The sequence below is a fragment of the Microbacterium elymi genome (assembly GCF_021582895.2).
GTDB lineage: Bacteria > Actinomycetota > Actinomycetes > Actinomycetales > Microbacteriaceae > Microbacterium > Microbacterium humicola.
The window spans coordinates 1,926,144-1,942,891 of record NZ_CP091139.2 but is presented as its reverse complement, the minus strand read 5'-3'; the positions used below and the strand labels follow the sequence as shown (position 1 = coordinate 1,942,891).

The following is a 16,748-nucleotide window of genomic DNA, read 5'->3' as shown; positions in this document are numbered from 1 at the left end:
CCGCCTGCTCAGCCGTCAGCTCGTGCAGCTGCCGGTCGACCTCGGCGCCGAGGCTCGCAGCACGTCCAGCACCAGCCCGATCACCACGAGGTAGACGCCGATGTCGAAGATGGTGGATGTCACGAACTCGACGTGGCCGAGCACGGGCACCTCCGCCTCCAGCACCGCACTGGTCAGCGGTGCCGCCCCGAAGAACACCGGGATGATCGCGCAGGCCACCGCCAGCGTCATCCCGGCGCCCAGCAGCCGGCCGGCGTCCGTGGGCGCGGCCGCGCCGAGCTCGTATCGGCCGCCGGCGATGTAGCGCATCACCAGGGCGACGCCCGCGACGAGTCCCCCGGCGAAGCCGCCGCCGGGCAGGTTGTGGCCGGCGAACAGCAGGTACAGCGAGATGACGATGATGGTGTGGAACAGGATCCGCACGATCACCTCGAGCATGATCGAGCGCTCCCCCGCGCTGACCCGCTGCCCGCCCACCAGCCACGCGCGGCGCCCGCGCGTCTGCCCGGTCTGGCGGCGCAGGCCGTCCGCGGTCTCCACCAGCGGCCGGCGGGAGCGGCCGACGGCGGCGGGCAGGGCGGCGGTGGAGGACAGCAGGTCGGCGCGGTGGGTGACGAAGACGAGGGATGCCACGCCGGTGGCGGCCAGGATGAGCACTGACAGCTCGCCCATCGTGTCCCAGCCGCGCAGGTCCACCAGGGCCACGTTCACGACGTTCCGGCCATGGCCGAGCTGGTACGCGAGCTCGGGGAAGCTGTCGGAGACGGGGGCGGCCTGCCGCGCACCGGTGGCCACGATCGCGATCGCCGCCATGGTCAGGCCGACGGCCGCGCCGAGCACGGCGCGCGCGACCGGCCACACCGAGGCGTGATGGTCGCCCATCCGCGACGGGATGCGGCGCAGCACGAGCGCGAACGTGATCATCGTGACGGTCTCGACCAGCACCTGGGTCACGGCGAGGTCGGGGGCGCCGCTGGTCGCGAACAGCAGGATCATGCCCAGTCCGGTGACCGAGACCAGCACCACGCCGGTGTACCGCTTCCGCGCACGCACGGCCACCAGACCGGCCACGATCATCAACGGTGCCACCAGCAGCTGCATCGGGGTGTGCCACGCCGCCAGGTCGGCGCGCCAGTCCGATCCCGCCAGCAGTGCGGTGCCCTCGGCGGCGACGAAGACCACGAAGATCGTGGCCACGTACAGCGGCAGCGATCCGCGCTGGGTGGTGCGGGTCACGGCGACAGAGACGCGCGCGACTCCGCGCAGGGCGAGGTTGTACACCTCGACCGCGGTGAACGGCAGGACCCGTCGCCAGCGGTCCCACTGCACGGCACGAGCGGCGGCGAACACGAGGGCGCCGACGGCCAGCGTCCCCAGCGAGACCCACAGGGCCGGCTCGAATCCGTGCCAGAGCGCGAGGTGGGCGGGGTGGGCGCCCGGGTCCGCCACGGTGTCGGCATAGCCGGCCAGGACCGGATCCAGCAGCGACGCTGTCAGCCCGGCGACGATCGTCAGCCCCGACAGCAGCACCGGCGCCGCGGCGAATCCCCGCGGCGGCACCGGCCATGCCGTATCCGGCATATACGCGCCGTCGGGGGCCTTCTTGCGCCAGAAGGCGCCCCAGACGAAGCGGATGCCGTAGGCCGCGGTGAGCACGGAGCCCAGGACGACCCCGATCAGCGCGACCAGTCCCCACGCCTGGGTGGTCTGGTCGATCAGAGCCGCGAGGATCCCCTCCTTCGCGGCGAAGCCGATCGTGGGGATCACGCCCGCCATCGAGCAGATGGCGATGATCGTGAACGTGGCCAGCACCGGGGTCTGCCGGCCCACCCCGCTCAGTTCGCGGATGTCGCGGGTGGACAGCTGCCGGTCGATCACGCCGACGACCAGGAAGAGGCAGGACTTGAACAGCGCGTGGCTGATCAGCAGCGCGAGTCCGGCCAGGGCGAGGTCGCGGGTGCCGTACCCGAGCACCACGGTGAGGAATCCCAGCTGGCTGACCGTGCCGAACGCGAGGATGCGCTTGAGGTCGGTCTCGCGGAGCGCCTGGATGCCGCCCAGCAGCATCGTGAACGCCCCGAGCGCGATCAGGATCGGCCGCCACGGCCCGACGAGGGCGAAGGCCGGGGCCAGCCGCGCGATCAGATAGATGCCGGCCTTGACCATGGCGGCGGCGTGCAGGTACGCACTGACCGGGGTGGGCGCGGCCATGGCACCGGGCAGCCAGAAGTGGAACGGGAAGATGGCCGACTTGCTCAGCGCGCCGACCAGGATCAGCACGATCGCCGCATCCACGATCGGACCGGTCGGGGCCAGCGAGATGATTCCGGACAGGCTCGTCGTCCCCGCCTGCACCACCAGCAGCACCACGCCGACCAGCATCACCAGGCCGCCGACGGTGGTCACCAGCAGCGCCTGCAGCGCCGCCCGCCGGCTGGCACCGCGCCGGTGGTAGAAGCCGATGAGCAGGTAGCTCAGGACACTGGTGACCTCCCACAGCATCACCAGGACGACGAGGTCGTCGGTGAGCACCAGGCCGTACATGGCGCCGGCGAAGGCGAGCAGGCACGGCGGCGAACTGCCCGAGTCCCTCGTTCGAACCGGCTCGAAGTACCAGCGGCAGTAGAGCAGGACGAGGGCACCCACGCCCGTGACGATCAGCGCCATGATCCAGCCGAGGGTGTCCATCCGCAGTGAGATGCTGACGGAGAGACTGGGGATCCAGTGATATTCCTCGAACGGAATCCGTCCGGCCAGCACGTCGGGTGCCTGCAGGGCGGTGTGCACGAAGGCGACGATCGGCACCGCGGCCGCGGCGTAGAACGCGCGGGGACCGAGCAGGTGGACCAGCCACGGGAGCACCAGGGGAGCGAGGGCGAACGCGGCGAGGAGCAGCGCACGGTGCGGCCTCCTCGTGCTCGTCACCCGTGCCGCGGCAAGTACCGTGCCCGGGCAGGGACGTTCGGGGTGTGGACTCAATCCTACGGGCCGGTGCCTGCTCGCCGTGTCACGGCTGTCAGGCCGGGCCGGCGGTGTTGCCCGAGTGGAACGTGGAGGTGAAGCGGAAGGACGCCGCGTCCTGTCCGTTCAGCATGGCGGTGACCGCCTGGCCTGCGGCACGGCCCTTGTCGGCAGCCGGCTGGGCCATGGTGGTGAGGTCGTACGGCGCCAGACCGTCGACGCTGATGCCGTCGAACCCGGTCACCGTGAGGTCGGCGGGCACCCGCAGCCCCGCCTCCTCGGCCGCACGGATCACGCCGGCGGCGAGCAGGTCGCTCTGGGCGAGGATCGCCGTCGGCCGCGTGAGCGGATCGGCCAGCAGGATGCGCCCGACGATCAGGCCCTCGTCGATCGAGCTGGCCGCGGCGGCGAAGGCCCCGGCATCCGGATACACGTCCCGGAACCCGGCGAGCCGATCCCGGGTGACGTCGACGGTGATCGGTGCGTCGGGGCCGATCCAGCCGCGCTCGCGTGACTCGTCGCGGGGCAGGGTCACCATTGCCACCCGCTCATGCCCGAGCCGGCGCACGTGCCGGGCGACCTGCCCCTGCGCCTCACGGTTGTCCAGGTCGATCTGCGGGACTCCGGCGCCGGCGTCCCCCTCGATCACGACCACCGGGATGCCGCGGACCCGCAGTGTCTCCAGCGACGAGCGCATCCGCGGGTTGCAGCCCACGAGCACGGCGGCATCCAGCGGAGCGGTGGTCAGCGTCGGCTCGCGGTCCTCGTCGTCGCGCAGCAGAAGGAGGGCCGCCCCGAGATCGGCCACGCCGTCGGCGATCCCGTCCATCATGATGCGGGTCACCGGATCGAGGAACACCGTGCGCAGCGGCCCCTGGAAGACGATCCCGACGATCCCGCTGCGCCCGCGGCGCAGCGAGGCCGCGCGCGGATCCGGCCCCGTGTAGCCGAGCGACGCCGCCGCGTCGAGCACGCGCCGGCGGGTGGCATCCGAGGTCGGCGTCTTGCCGCTGAACACCACCGACGCCGTCGAGGCCGCGACCCCGGCGGCCCGTGCGACATCGGCGATCGTCGCCCTGCGAGTGCTCATCCTCTCGATGCTACCGGCATCGGTCGTTCCCTCCGAATCGATTCGATACACTGGCCCGATGGATCTCGCCCTCACCCGTTCTCAGCTCGTGCGCTGGCGCACCGCGATCTTCGCGATCTTCCTGGCCAGCGGGCTGAGCATCGCCACGTGGTCGGCGCGCGTCCCTGCGATCCGCGACACGCTCGGCATCACCCGCACCGACGTCGGACTGATGCTGCTGATCGGCGGGGCGGCATCGATCCTCGGCCTGTCCACCAGCTCGGTCTTCCTCGCGCGGTGGGGGGCCCGGCGGGCGATGCTGGCGATGATGGTCACCTTCGCGATCGGCATCGCGGTCATCGGCCTCGGCACGGATGTCGCCGGATCCTGGCCGGTCGTGACCGTTGGGCTGGTGCTGTGGGGCTTCGGCAACGGCTGTCTGGACGTGATCATGAACGTCGAGGGCGCCGCCATCGAGAAGCAGGTGAACAAGACGATCCTTCCGCTGTTCCACGCCTTCTTCAGCTTCGGCACCGTGATCGGCGCCGGGCTGGGCGTGCTGGCCATCACCGTGGGCATGGTTCCGGCGGTGCACCTGCCGATCATCGCGGCGATCATCGTCGTGGTCGGCGTGATCAGCGTGGCGAACGTGCCGCGTCGCGAGGCGGCCATGGACGCCCCGCAGCCGGCGGCCCAGAAGCAGGACTGGCGGGAGCGGCTGCACATCGCGCTGTCGGCGTGGAAGGAGCCGCGCACCTACGCGCTCGGCCTGATCATGCTGGGCATGTCGTTCGCCGAAGGGGGAGCGAACGACTGGCTTGCGCTGGGCGTGGTCGACGGGCATTCTGCGCCCGAGGCGATGGGCGCCGCGGCCCTGGCGACGTTCTCGGTGTGCATGACCGGAATGCGGGTCCTGGGCGGGCCGCTCGTGGATCGCATCGGCCGGGTCGCGACGCTGCGCGTCCTGTCGGTGCTGGCCACCGCCGGCCTGCTCCTGTTCATCCTCGCGCCGAACCTCCCGCTGGTGTTCGTCGGTGCGGCGCTGTGGGGGCTGGGCGCGTCACTCGGCTTCCCGCTGGGGATGTCGGCCGCAGCCGACGATCCGGCCAAGGCCGCCGCGCGGGTCAGCGCCACCGCCACGATCGGCTACGTCGCGTTCCTGGCGGGGCCGCCGGTCCTCGGCTACATCAGCGACCACATCGGCCTGCTGAACACCCTCTACATCATCGTCGCGCTCATCGTCCTGTCCGGCCTCGCGTCGGGCGCGGCGCGGCCGATCGCGGGATCGCAGGTCGGGTCCGGGCATCCGTCCGACCACGACGCTCGCTGACGGCCCCGGCCGGCGGCGACTCACGCCGCGCGACGCAGGGCGGATGCGGCGACCAGCGCGACCACCAGATGAATGACGCCGATCCCCACAGCGGCGATGACGACGCCGCCCCAGGCCGCGGCATCCACCCCGCCGGCCAGGACATGGCCGAGCACCACGGTCGCCGCGATCGCGCCGAGGTAGCGCATGGACTGGAGCAGACCGGATGCCACGCCCACCGCATCCGGCGGCGCCGCCCGCCGCACGGACTCCATCATCACCAGCGAGCCCATGCAGTAGGGGATTCCCATCAGCGCGGCCATCACCAGCATCCAGATCGGGGATGTCGTGAACACCCCGATCGTCAGGAACCCGCCTGAGATCAGGAGTGTGACGGCCATCGTGACCAGCACCGGGACGAGCCCGCGGCGTTCGATCACACGGGCGACGACGGGAGCCAGCGCGATCGTCGTTCCCGACAGCGGGAGCATGAGCAGACCCACCACCGCCGTGGAGTAGCCGGCGTGTGCCTCGAGGAACTGCGGCAGCCCGAAGAATGCCAAGTAGTACAACGCGTTGAAGAGACCGAAGCCGACGTAGGTCAGACTGAGAGCGCGGTTGGCGGCCAGCATCCGAACGTCGATGAACGGCACCCGGGCGCGCCGTTCCCGCCAGACGAACAGGCCGAACGCCACCACGCCGATCGCGATCAGGGGCCACAGCGCGTCGGCGCCGGCTCCGAGCGCGGCGATCAGCAGCGCCACGGCGGCGATGGCGAACGAGATCACCCCGGCCGGGTCGAGGGTGCGGACGACTGCGGCTGTGGTGACGGCTTCGCGCGGTGCATCCCGTGGGGCCAGGACGGCGACGCTGATCAGCCCGGCCAGCCCGAGCGGAATGTTCACGAGGAAGATCGCCTGCCACCCGGCCAGGGCGATCAGCAGGCCGCCGACGACGGGCCCGAGGGCTGCGGCCGTCGTGTTGGCGACCTGGATGCGCGCCAACAGCCGCGGGGGACTGGTCCCGCTGACGGCGGCCAATGGCCCCACCAGGGCGACGGCGGCGGGGAACGCGACAGAGGTCCCGATCGCCATGATGACGCGTGAGACGAGGACGAGACCGAAACCGTCCAGGGGTGCGATCGCGCCGGCGACGACCACCACCGCCATGCCGCCCACGAAGATCCGACGCGCCCCGAACGCGTCGATCACCCGCCCCATCAGCGGTTGCCCGACCGTCGAGGCGATGTAGAACAGGGTGATCACCCAGGTGACATCGGGCACCGACAGGCCGAAGTCGTGCTCGAGCGAGAGCAGCGCGACCGCGATCATCGACGAGTTCAGCGGATTCAGCGTCGTGCCGAGGCTGAGGGCTGCCACCGTGAGCGTCGCACGCCGCCGCGCGGCATCCGTCCCCTCGGTCTCGTCTGCGCCCACGCCTCGATCCTCGCACTCGGGCGGGCGAGACCCCGTCCCTACCTCAGCGCCTCGTGGATCCACTGGGCCGTCTCGCGCAGCCCGCCCAGCGAGAAGAAGTGCATTCGCACCTCGCCGTGCACGACCGGGTCGAGCCGCTCGGCGAGCTCGGCGATGAACCGTCCGGGGCCGACGCGCGAAGGCGGGTCGGCCAGCGAGAAGCCGTACCGCTCGACACTGTCGGGATCGGATGCCGCACCCACACGCCGCGCATACCCGAGCAGGCGAGCCGGCTCGATCGGCCCGCACGCCCCGACCCGGATCGGGGCGTGGATCCCCTCCTGCCGGATCGCCTCGATCCACGTCAGCACCGCGTCCACGGTGAGAGCGAGCTGGGTGAACAATTCGAGCCGCATCCTCTGCCTCGCGAGCTCGTCCACCTTCGCGCGAAGCGCGGTGTGGAGCACATCGGCCGGGATCGCGGGATGTCCCTCCGGGTAGCCGCCGATCCCGACGGTCTCGACACCGTAGTCGGCGAGCCGCACGGAGCGGATCAGCGCGAGTGCGCTGTCGAAGGGGCCTTCCGGCGTCGGCGGATCGCCGCCGATGATGAACAGATGACGACCGGTGCCGTCGTTCTGCAACCCGGTCAGCACCTCGCGCAACTCCTGCTCCGAGCCGATCCGCCGGGCCGCCAGATGTGGCACCGGTGTCAGTCCGGCGTCCGCAATCGCGACGCCCGTCATCCGGTGCACCTGCGCGCTCTGCCCGGTCGCAGCGCCCACGTTCACCCGGGTCCCCGGCGGCAGCGCCGCTGTCGCCGCCGTCAGATCACCGAGGCGTCGGCCGACCATGTCCAGCGAACAGTCCGCCAGCAGCTCGCGTGTCTGCATCCCTACCTCTTCCTCGGCGATGTGACGGTCCTGTCACAAGCCCGACGCGACGAGCTTCACGAGCACCTCCCCGGTTCCCGGCGCACCGAACTCGACGTCGGCGACATCGAGCTGATTCGGTGCGGTCACGATCGCCGCGCGCCCGCGGTCACTGTGCGGCCCTCTGCTCGAGGTTGAACACGATCGAATGTGCCCGCTGGTACGACTCCATCGCCTCCGGACCGCCTTCACGGCCCCAGCCGGACGCCTTCACTCCGCCGAACGGCACCGACGGGTCCATCAACGCCCAGCCGTTGATCCAGGTGATGCCCGCCTGCAGGCGCGCTGCGACCCGGTGCGCCTTTGCGAGGTCGGAGGTCTGGATGCCGGAGGCCAGGCCATACGCGGTGCCGTTGGCCAGCGCAACGGCCTCATCCTCGCTGTCGAAGGGCTCCACGGTCAGAACAGGTCCGAACACCTCCTCTGCCACCACCTCCGCATCGGAGTCGAGGCCGGCGAGCACCGTCGGGGCGTAGAAAAAGCCCCCGTTGAGATCGACCTTCTCGCCGCCCGTGACGACGGTGACCCCGGCATCCTTGGCCCGCTGCACCATGCCCGCGACCTTCTCACGCTGGGTCGCGCTCACGAGGGGTCCGATGACCGTTCCAGGATCGGACGGGTCGCCGAACGGCACCTGCGGCACCGCCTGGCCGAGGATGCCGAGCACGGTGTCGTAGATCGGCCGCTCGACCAGCAGCCGGGGCCCGGCCATGCAGAACTGGCCGGTGTTGAACACGAAGGCCGAGATGACCGTGTCGATCGCCTGGTCGAGGTCGGCATCGGCGAACACGATGTTCGCGGCGTTGCCGCCGAGCTCGGCCGTGAACGGAGTCAGAGCCTGTGCGGCCAGGGACGCCGCGCGAGCGCCGACCGCAGTCGATCCGGTGAAGGCGACCTTGTCCACGTCCGGATGGGTGACGAGGTGATCGCCGAGGGTCGAACCGGGGCCGGTCACGACGTTGAACACTCCGTCGGGCACGCCCGCCTCGCTGAGGATTTCGGCCATCATCAGTGCTGACAGCGGCGTGTCGGATGCCGGCTTGTGCACGATCGTGTTGCCGGCGACGAGCGCCGGCGCGATCTTGGAACTGGAGAGGATCAACGGGAAGTTGAACGGGGTGATCGCGACGACGACCCCGAACGGCTCCTTCTTCACATACGCGTGGGTGTTCCCCGTCGTCTCGCGCACCGCTCCGTCGTTGTGGTGCCCGAGGCTCGCGTAGTACTCGAAAAGCTCAGCGGCATTGTTCACGTCGACCGCACGGGCCAGGCTGATCGGCTTTCCGACATCGATCGACTCGGCAAGGGCGAGTTCCTCGGTGCGTTCGCGCATCAACTCATAGGCGCGCTGCAGGATGCGGCCGCGCTCGCGACTCGACATCCGCGGCCAAGGACCCTCGTCGAATGCCGCTCGAGCCGCCGCCACAGCGGCGTCGACGTCGGCGATGCCGGCGCGCGCGACATCGGTGATCTTCTCGCCGGTCGCGGGGTTCACGACATCGGTGCGGGCGCCGTCCGCCGCATCCCGCCATTGCCCCCCGATATACAGCCGACCGGGTGCGGAGCCGGTGCTGGTCTGCGGATTCTCTGTGACAGTCATCATGGTTCTCCTCTTCGAGAATGCCGGCGGGATGACGACCCCGCCGCGGCGCATCGGACTTCAGGCCCTGACAGCATTCTCGCCCGCCTCAGGTGCTCCGGGCGAGATACCGGCGGCGGCTTCGCAATTCGGACAATCACCTGGATATCCGGGCTCCGCGCTTGGCACCGAACTGGGCACATGCTAGGCCTGAGGAATGAAGGTCGACGGCGTAGTCGCAGGCATCGGTGTGGCACCGCCCACAGCGGTACACACCACGCGTGGGCCGACCAGGTGGCGGCGACCTACTCATTCAACGAAGGCGCGCAGCGACGCTTCAACGAGCGCATCAAGGACGCCCTCGACCCCAACGGCATCCTCAACCCCGGCAAGGCGGGAATCTGGCCAGCGCGACTGCGTGGTCGGGATGATCTGTAGCGACAGCGCGGTCGCGTAGGCTCGTCGGGTGCGCCTTGTCATCGCTCGCTGCTCCGTCGACTACCACGGGCGACTCAACGCGCATCTGCCGCCGGCCACGCGGCTGCTCGTGCACAAGGGCGATGGCAGCCTGCTGGTGCACTCCGACTCGCTCAGCTACAAGCCGCTGAACTGGATGAGCCCGCCGTGCACGCTCACGGTCGAAGAGCCGAGCGAGGATGCCGCATCCGCCGGCGTGCTCGAGCAGTGGCGCGTCACCCACCGCAAGAGCGGCGACGAGCTGGTCGTGCAGATCTACGAGCTGATCCACGACTCCCACCACGAGCTCGGCATCGACCCGGGGCTCCAGAAGGACGGCGTCGAGGCCGACCTGCAGCGGCTTCTCGCCGAGCAGGTGGATGTGATCGGCGACGGTCTCACGCTCGTGCGCCGCGAGTTCCCCACGGCGATCGGGCCCGTCGATCTGCTGCCGAGACCCGGCGGGGGGCACCATCGCGGTGGAGGTCAAGCGCCGCGGCGACATCGACGGCGTCGAGCAGCTCACCCGCTACGTCGACCTGCTGGATCGCGACCCGCACCTGACGCCGGTGCGCGGTGTGTTCGCCGCCCAGGAGATCAAACCTCAAGCCAAGGTGCTGGCCGCGGACCGCGGCATCCGCTGCGTCACCCTCGATTACGACGGGATGAAGGGCATCGAGTCCGGGGCGCCCCGCCTGTTCTGATCCGGATCCGAGCTTGCTGGATTTGGTCCTGACGGACTGCCCACCGCGTCAGAAGGGTGCGGGGTCGCGGGCGAGGGCGTGGCTGATCTCGTGGCTGTGTCGTGGTTCGTCGGTGATCAGCGCGATGGGTTGGAATCTGACGGTGCCGGGTGGTCGGGTGTGGTGGATGCGGCCGGTGGGGGCGGTCCATTCCAGGATCCCGCCGGGCAGCTGCACAACGGTCCAGTCGGTCTCGTGTTTGAGGGTGTGGTGCCGTTTGCACAGGTGTGCCAGATTGCACAGACACGTCTGCCCGCCCTCGGCGTACGCGACAGTGTGGTCCACATCGCATTTGTGGGCGGGGCGGCGGCAGCCAGGGAACCGGCAGTGCTCATCCCGCACCCGCAACAACAGCCGCTGTCGCTTCGACGGCCGGTACCGGTCCACACTGGTCGGGACCCCGGTGCACGGGTCGGTGAACACCCGGGTCCAGACCCGGGCCGCCCCGGCCAGGTCCCGGGCGGTGTCATCATCGATCGCCCCGAACCCGACCACCTCACCCCCGCCGACCGTTTCGCCGGTCAGGGTGCGGGCCGGGATGGCGACCTGCACCGTCCCGACGATCGCCCCGAGCTGGTTCCGGGCCTGCTCGGTGGTGCCGTGCCCGTCGGGGACGTTGGTCAGCAGCAGGTCGCTGAACACGTCCGCCATGATCTGCGACCGCGTCCGCTCATCAACCACCACCTCCCCAGACCCGGCCTCCCCAGACCCGGCCTCCTCAGACGGAGCATCATCGCTGCCGCCGTCCGCGACGCCGTCCGCGTCCGTGTCCGCGTCGGCGTTGGCACGGTCGCTGTTCGGGTCTGCCCCGGCGTTCGCATCGGCGGCCGCAAGCCGCGGCTTCGGCTTGGGCTTGGGCGCGGTCGGCGGCGTTCTGTTCGTACAGCTGATCGGCCATCTCCTGCAGCCGGTTCACGATCCCGACACCTTGGGCGGTGGGCAGGTCCGCGGTGATCCGGGCAAGCCCCGGCTCCAACTCCCGCACCGTCACCCTCCGGCGTTTCACGGCGTCCCGGACCCGCTGCTGGGTGCCTTCCGGGTCCAGCCGGGACACCAGCCCGGACAGGGCCGGCCGCAGCTGGGCCGGGGTCATCTCCCCCGCCATATCCACCGCCACAGCCTCGTACTGACGGCGCACCTGATCGTCCTCGATCACCGCACCGGTCTCCGCGATCAGGGTCGCATGCTCCGGCCAGATCCGGCCGTCGCTGGCCTCGCACAACGTCTCATAGAACCGGTGGGTCAGGCTCCACGCCTGCGACACCTTCCGCGCCACCTGCCACTCACTGAGCCGCAACGCGGCCGCGACCTCGGCGAACACCTCTCGCATCCCCAACTGCGACGAGGCGGTGACCGCCCCGTTCCCGTCCCGGGCGGCGCGTTCCCGTTCCCGCTCTTCGACCAGCCCGGCGACCCGTTCGAAGAAGAACATCTCCGCCGCGAACGCCCGCGCCGCCAGAGCCCGCGACCCGGTCAGGTCCTCGACCAGCTGATCCAACTCCGACAGCACCGCAGACCGGCCCGCAGACGATGATGACATCAGCGAAACCTCCGGTCTGTTCCTCGGGTGAACTCCCTTCAGTGTATCGAACGAAGCTTCGCCATGTCAATGGTCAATTCATGATTATCCTGCCGAATCCGTCACCCTCGACATCCCTCGTCCTTGCCATCAGCTTTGACCCAGATACGAACAAAGCAGCGGCTCAACCGCGACCGCGCCGGCGCAAGCCCGAACGACCTTCATCTGTCGCTGATGCACGGGAAACGCCGGGTTCGCGTACATCAGCGACAGCTGAAGCGGGCCGAAGGTCGCCGCGCGCCCCACCCCCACGGCGCGGGGCGATCAGACCGCGCGGACGATGCCCAGCGGAGTCGACTCGTGGCCCGGACCGAGCGGGTTGTCCTTCAGGATCGCCCGCAGCCGGTGTTCGCCGGCCTTGTCCAGCGTGGAGCCGAGGATGTTCCCGCCGAGGTCGTCGATGTCGACCACGGCTACGTCGCAGGCCAGGACCGCGCCCACCGGGCCCCTCCTGAAGGATCCGTGCCAGCCCGCCACCGTAGGCTGGGGGACATGTCCGCCCTCTCGCCGTTCACCTGCGTCCTCTGGGACGTGGATGGGACGATCGTGGACGCCTCCGAGGGCATCCTGCGCCGCCTCTCCATCGCCCTCGAGCACTTCGGCCATCCCGCCCCGACGCACGACGAGCTCGTGCACTGGATCGGACCGCCGATGTTCGACTCGTTCCAGGCGAACGTGGGGATGAGCCTCGAGCAGTCCGCCGAAGCGGTCGCCTACTACCGCACGATCGGCAGGGCCGACGGCTACACCACGGGCGCCCGGCTGTTCCCCGGAATGGCCGCCCTCATCGCCGAACTGGGCGCCGCCGGGATCCCCCAGGCCACGGCCAGTTCCAAGCCCGAGGTGCAGGTGGTGGCGCTGATGGATCACTTCGGCCTCGCCCCCCATCTGACCGCGACCGTCGGCTCCACGCCGGACGAGCAGACCCTGAGCCGCAAGGCCGACATCATCGGCGAGGCGCTGCGCCGGCTCGCGGCGGCCGGGGCGGATGTCTCGCGTCCCGTCCTGGTCGGCGACCGGCATCACGATGTCGAAGGCGGCGCCGAGCGGGATGTCCCGGTGATCTTCGTGCGCTGGGGATTCAGCTGGCCGCACGAGGCCGAGGGCGCCCAGGCGGCGGTGGACACCGTCGCCGAGCTCCGCGCTCTGCTGCTGGTCGGCGAGCCCGAAGAACCCAGGCCCGAAGAACCCGAGCCCGAAGAACCTGCCCGGGCCACCGCATCCCGACCCGCATCCGTCGAGATCGGCTGACATGCCGTTCGCGGGGGTGGTCGGCGAGATCGTGCGCTGGCTCGTGCCCGCGCTGGTCGTGATCGTGGTCGCCGCGGTGGTGATCGTGGCGATCGGCTGGGCGGTGAGGTCTGCGCGCCGCTCCCCGCGGGCCACGGCGGCAGCCGCCGCGGCGCGCACCGACGCGGGCTCGGCCCTGGTTCGACTCGATGACGAGGTGGGCGAGCTCGACCTCGAGGTCGGCCTGTCCGGAGCGCTCTACGGCGGCGGCGCCCCGGCGTCCCTGCGCCGCGCGCGCATGACGGCCCAGCACGTGCGCGACGAGGCCTTCGAGGACTATCGCGCGATCGGCGACGAATCCGGACTGCTGCCCGCCGAGGTGCAGCGCCGGGCAGGGCTGATCACGAGGCACGTCGCCGACGCCCAGGGCATCATCGCCCGCGCCCGCGCCGAGCACGAGGAGTGGATGCGCGCCAACACCTCGGCGCCGGCCCAGATCGACGCCGCCCGCACCCGACTGACCCGGCTGCGGGAAGAGCTCGGCGACCCCACCGCGCCGCTGCGCGAACTGGGCGAGCGGTTCGACGAGTCGGAATGGACGGATGCCGCGGCCGGCGCCGCCGCAAGCCGTGGCCCACGCCGACGAGGCCGCCGAACTCCTCGACCGGGCGGCGGCGAGCGCCCACGACCCGTCCCGCAGCGCTCTGAGCGACCTGGCCCTGGCCGAGCGCCGCATTCGCTCGGCCCAGTCCGAGACCCGCCGGATGGAGGAGGTCCACCGCCTGATACGCCAGGCGTCGGCCGCGCTGCCGGACGAGTTCGACGCGACCCGCGGGGCGATCCGGCAGGCGCTGACGGTGCGCGAGTCGCTCGAGCCGGATGCCTCCGCCCGGCTGGGCGGTGCGATCGACGAGGCGCAGGGCGCCCTGGCGGCGCTCGAATCGGATGCTGCGCGCCACCCCACGGCGGCGGTCGAATCGATCGCGCGGCTGCGCGATCGGCTCGACCTCGCGCTTGGAGACGCCCGCACCGCGCAGCAGCGCCTGCGGGGCGCGCGCACGGCACTGCCGGGCACGATCGCGGCCGCTCAGAACGCGGTCGCGCGGGCCGAGGCATCCGTCCCGGGAACCGGCGCCGACGCGCGCGCACGCCTCATCGGCGCGCAGGAGGAACTCGCCACGGCACGCCAACTGCCCGATCCGGTCGAGGCGCTGGATGCTGCGCGACGCGCACTGAGGCACGCCGAAGACGCACAGGCCCTGGCGGCATACGACCGGATGAGTCCTGCCTGAGGTCGCTGAGCGGGCGCGACGCCGTGCGAGCCCGCTCAGCGACCGAAAGCCGCGCTACAGCGCGCGGATGTTCTCGGCCTGGAGACCCTTGGGTCCCTGCGCCACGTCGAATTCGACGCGCTGGTTCTCCTCGAGCGAGCGGTAGCCGCTCGATTCGATGGCGGTGTAGTGCGCGAAGACGTCAGCGCCGCCTTCGTCGGGGGCGATGAATCCGAACCCCTTCTCGGAGTTGAACCACTTGACGGTGCCCTGCGTGCTCATGTATTGCCATTCTGTGCGTTCCGACACACCGTGCGCCGGATTGCCTCCACCGTAACGAAGTCGCGTGTTCGATGGCGGGTCTGCGACAGATGGTGACGGAAATGTTGCACGACGGGCCCCGTCGACGCCCGGACCGGGTCTGAGACCGACGGTCCGGGCGTCGACGTATCCCCCCGGATAGGCCACGCGCACGTGGCACCCCAACTGTACCGATATATCGGCCCGGTGCCCTCTCGCCACGCAAGATCGCCTGGTGCCCTGATAGTCACGGCTGATATATTGCGACGCATCCCAGTGCTGTTGTTCTCCTCGACCGACCCCCCACCGATCGAGACCCCCTGACAGAAGACTTGGGCAACCCATGACCAGCGATGTAGCTTTCGCGCCGCTCGACCCGCGCGGCGCCATCCTCGGCGACGAGGTGTACCGCGTGCTCGGCGAGGCGATCCTCGACGGCCGGCTCCGATCCGGCGAGCGCCTCCGCGACACCGAACTCGCCGAGCGACTGGGCGTCTCACGCACTCCCGTCCGTGAGGCGCTGCAGCGGCTGGAGCGCTCCGGCCTGGTCGAGGTGTCGGCCAACCGGTGGACGCGGGTGTCCGTCCCGGACGACAGCCTGCGCGCGGCGACGCACGAGATGGTCGTCTACATGATGGGCACCGCGGTGCGCATGGCGCTGAGCCGCTGCTCGGACGAGACAGTGGACCAGCTGCTGGCCGGGATCGATCAGATGATCGCCGCCTCCGACGCCGACGACCGCGACGACCTGCTGCGGGTCAGCATGCACTTCTTCATCCTGGTCACGTACGCCACCGAGAACCGGGTCGTGCAGATGATGCTCGAGGAGTCGGAGTTCGCCCTGCGCCGCAACCTGCACAGCTGGAGCCCGCACGTGACCGACCGCGCCGAGCGCACCGACATCTACCGGGTGTTCCGCGAGGCCGTCGCCGCGCGCGACGGCGACAGCGCGGAGCGCATCCTGCGCATGCAGCACGGCCTGGGCTGAGAGGCATTCCCGCACGGGGCGCGCACGGGTACGGTGTCGGCATGGGCCACATCGAGCTGCGTGACCTGGACGACGACGACCTCGACGCCGTCTTCGAGATGCTGCGCGATCCCGAGGCCATCGCAATGGCGGCCTTCACGGCACGGGATGCCGCGGACCGCACCGCGTTCGACGAATGGATCGCGGTGCGCCGCGCGTCGCCGGATGTCTCGCTGCACGTGATCACCGAGCGGGGCGGCTTCGCCGGCACGATCGCGGCGTTCACTTTGGATGGCGACCGCGAGGTCACGTTCTGGCTGCCGCGGCACGCGTGGGGGAGAGGGGTCGCGACCGAGGCGCTGCGCCTGCTCGTCTCGCGCGAGCCGACGCGTCCGCTGTTCGCCCGCGTGGCCGCACACAATCCCGGGGCGATCGCCGTGCTGGAGCACAACGGCTTCACCGAGGTGTCCCGCGACGTCGCGCCCGCCCCAGGACTCGGCCGCGACGTGGAGGAGATCGTCTACACCCTGGTGCCCACGCTCGAATAGCCGAAGGGCCCGAGGACGACACAGCCCCCGGTCCGGGAACCCGGATCAGGGGCTGTCTCTGCTGTGTGCGCGAGGGGGGACTTGAACCCCCACGCCCTTGCGGGCACTGGCACCTGAAGCCAGCGCGTCTACCAATTCCGCCACTCGCGCGAGTCGGGAAACCCCGAATCTCAACTTGTCGAGGATAGCACGGCTCGACCGGCCTCCGATTCTGGCGCTGCCCGTCGCATCGCCCGTCGCATCGCCCCGCGAGCGCCCTCCCCGCCCCGCGCCTCGCGCTGTCGTTTTCCGCTTTCGCGCCCGTCCTTTTCGGGCGCGGATGCCGGAAACAGCAGCGCGAGCCGCAGGGGCAGGTCGAGAACGGCCGCGCGAGCGGGAAACGACAGCGC

General features: G+C 70.6%; 14 protein-coding genes, 1 tRNA gene and 2 pseudogenes. 7 read left to right on the top strand and 10 right to left on the bottom strand.

Annotation, left to right across the window (positions count from 1 at the left end; genetic code table 11):
* Positions 1-15: 15 nt before the first annotated feature.
* Both L2X98_RS10595 and L2X98_RS10590 read right to left on the bottom strand, forming a co-directional pair.
* Positions 16-2,925 carry a Na+/H+ antiporter subunit A gene (locus tag L2X98_RS10595; RefSeq protein ID WP_435526188.1) on the bottom strand — a complete coding sequence of 970 codons (2,910 nt, stop codon included), beginning with the start codon at positions 2,923-2,925 and terminating at the stop codon, positions 16-18.
* Positions 2,926-3,016: 91 nt separating this feature from the next.
* On the bottom strand, positions 3,017-4,051 hold the full coding sequence (locus L2X98_RS10590; RefSeq protein WP_259610882.1) for a LacI family DNA-binding transcriptional regulator: 1,035 nt from the start codon (positions 4,049-4,051) through the stop codon (positions 3,017-3,019).
* A gap of 58 nt (positions 4,052-4,109) precedes the next feature.
* Between L2X98_RS10590 and L2X98_RS10585 the strand changes: the two genes are divergently transcribed.
* The gene (locus tag L2X98_RS10585) at positions 4,110-5,360 is read left to right on the top strand and encodes an MFS transporter (RefSeq protein WP_259610881.1); all 1,251 of its coding nucleotides are present in this window, start codon (positions 4,110-4,112) and stop codon (positions 5,358-5,360) included.
* A 20-nt stretch (positions 5,361-5,380) separates the two neighbouring features.
* On the opposite strand, the gene L2X98_RS10580 is transcribed toward L2X98_RS10585, so the two are convergent.
* The 3 genes from L2X98_RS10580 to L2X98_RS10570 form a co-directional block, all read right to left on the bottom strand.
* Positions 5,381-6,775, bottom strand: coding sequence for an MFS transporter (locus L2X98_RS10580; protein WP_259610880.1), 1,395 nt, complete (start codon positions 6,773-6,775; stop codon positions 5,381-5,383).
* Positions 6,776-6,813: 38 nt separating this feature from the next.
* Positions 6,814-7,647, bottom strand: coding sequence for a methylenetetrahydrofolate reductase (locus L2X98_RS10575; protein ID WP_259610879.1), 834 nt, complete (start codon positions 7,645-7,647; stop codon positions 6,814-6,816).
* Positions 7,648-7,795: 148 nt separating this feature from the next.
* A complete protein-coding gene (locus tag L2X98_RS10570) occupies positions 7,796-9,289 on the bottom strand; it encodes an aldehyde dehydrogenase family protein (RefSeq protein ID WP_259610878.1) in 1,494 nt (497 codons plus the stop codon).
* Between the two features lie 177 nt (positions 9,290-9,466).
* On the opposite strand from L2X98_RS10570, the gene L2X98_RS10565 reads away from it, so the two are divergent.
* Both L2X98_RS10565 and nucS read left to right on the top strand, forming a co-directional pair.
* Positions 9,467-9,703, top strand: a complete 237-nt coding sequence (locus tag L2X98_RS10565; protein ID WP_259610877.1) for an FAD-linked oxidase C-terminal domain-containing protein — start codon at positions 9,467-9,469, stop codon at positions 9,701-9,703.
* A gap of 28 nt (positions 9,704-9,731) precedes the next feature.
* A pseudogene (gene nucS, locus L2X98_RS10560) lies at positions 9,732-10,425 on the top strand (endonuclease NucS).
* Between the two features lie 48 nt (positions 10,426-10,473).
* Here the strand turns inward: nucS and L2X98_RS10555 are convergent.
* From L2X98_RS10555 to L2X98_RS10545, 3 genes and pseudogenes are all read right to left on the bottom strand, one after another.
* A complete protein-coding gene (locus L2X98_RS10555; protein ID WP_259610876.1) occupies positions 10,474-11,148 on the bottom strand; it encodes an HNH endonuclease signature motif containing protein in 675 nt (224 codons plus the stop codon).
* A gap of 46 nt (positions 11,149-11,194) precedes the next feature.
* Complete coding sequence (locus L2X98_RS10550) at positions 11,195-12,004, bottom strand: 13E12 repeat family protein (RefSeq protein WP_259610875.1); 810 nt, start codon at positions 12,002-12,004, stop codon at positions 11,195-11,197.
* Positions 12,005-12,307: 303 nt separating this feature from the next.
* Positions 12,308-12,463, bottom strand: a pseudogene (locus L2X98_RS10545) (coenzyme F420-0:L-glutamate ligase); the annotation flags it as partial.
* Between the two features lie 72 nt (positions 12,464-12,535).
* On the opposite strand from L2X98_RS10545, the gene L2X98_RS10540 reads away from it, so the two are divergent.
* Together L2X98_RS10540 and L2X98_RS10535 are read left to right on the top strand one after the other, a co-directional pair.
* The gene (locus tag L2X98_RS10540) at positions 12,536-13,294 is read left to right on the top strand and encodes an HAD hydrolase-like protein (RefSeq protein WP_259610874.1); all 759 of its coding nucleotides are present in this window, start codon (positions 12,536-12,538) and stop codon (positions 13,292-13,294) included.
* Between the two features lie 581 nt (positions 13,295-13,875).
* A complete protein-coding gene (locus L2X98_RS10535; RefSeq protein WP_259610873.1) occupies positions 13,876-14,565 on the top strand; it encodes a hypothetical protein in 690 nt (229 codons plus the stop codon).
* 54 nt (positions 14,566-14,619) lie between these two features.
* On the opposite strand, the gene L2X98_RS10530 is transcribed toward L2X98_RS10535, so the two are convergent.
* Positions 14,620-14,826 carry a cold-shock protein gene (locus tag L2X98_RS10530; RefSeq protein ID WP_259610872.1) on the bottom strand — a complete coding sequence of 69 codons (207 nt, stop codon included), beginning with the start codon at positions 14,824-14,826 and terminating at the stop codon, positions 14,620-14,622.
* Between the two features lie 361 nt (positions 14,827-15,187).
* On the opposite strand from L2X98_RS10530, the gene L2X98_RS10525 reads away from it, so the two are divergent.
* Positions 15,188-15,832: a GntR family transcriptional regulator gene (locus tag L2X98_RS10525; RefSeq protein ID WP_259610871.1), complete on the top strand. Its 645-nt coding sequence runs from the start codon at positions 15,188-15,190 to the stop codon at positions 15,830-15,832.
* 41 nt (positions 15,833-15,873) lie between these two features.
* Positions 15,874-16,359, top strand: a complete 486-nt coding sequence (locus tag L2X98_RS10520; RefSeq protein WP_259610870.1) for a GNAT family N-acetyltransferase — start codon at positions 15,874-15,876, stop codon at positions 16,357-16,359.
* A gap of 66 nt (positions 16,360-16,425) precedes the next feature.
* Here the strand turns inward: L2X98_RS10520 and L2X98_RS10515 are convergent.
* A tRNA-Leu gene (locus L2X98_RS10515) sits at positions 16,426-16,509 on the bottom strand.
* Positions 16,510-16,748 lie beyond the last annotated feature (239 nt).